This is a genomic window from Salinimicrobium oceani (assembly GCF_012037645.1).
Genome location: NZ_JAAVJR010000823.1, coordinates 1 through 409, shown reverse-complemented (window position 1 = coordinate 409; position 409 = coordinate 1). Strand labels below are relative to the sequence as shown.

The 409-nt window shown below is 40.3% G+C and carries 1 protein-coding gene; it reads left to right on the top strand.

Annotation, left to right across the window (positions count from 1 at the left end):
- On the top strand, nt 1–409 hold a 409-nt coding region (locus HC175_RS19570), incomplete at both ends, for an OmpA/MotB family protein (RefSeq protein ID WP_168139793.1).

The following is a 409-nucleotide window of genomic DNA, read 5'->3' as shown; positions in this document are numbered from 1 at the left end:
GATTCTGTTACTCTTGCACTTGTTACCAGCCTTAAAGGAGTTCTTGGAAACATGAGTGACGAGGATATCCAGATCAATGTTGAGAAAGGTGTTGTTTACGTTTCTATTTCTGATAAACTTTTATTCGAAAGCGGAAAATATAACGTTACTCAACGTGCAAAAGAAGTACTTGGAAAAGTTGCAACTGTAGTTAAGAACCGTCCGGATATCGAATTCATGGTAGAAGGTCATACAGATGATCAACCTATTAGAAACGCAGTTCTTCAGGACAACTGGGATCTTTCTGTGAAGAGAGCTACTTCTGTAGTACGTGTACTTCAGGAAGACCACGGAGTTCAGCCACAAAGAATGACTGCTGCAGGTAGAAGTTACTATGTTCCTATTGCCTCAAACGAAACTGCTGAAGGTA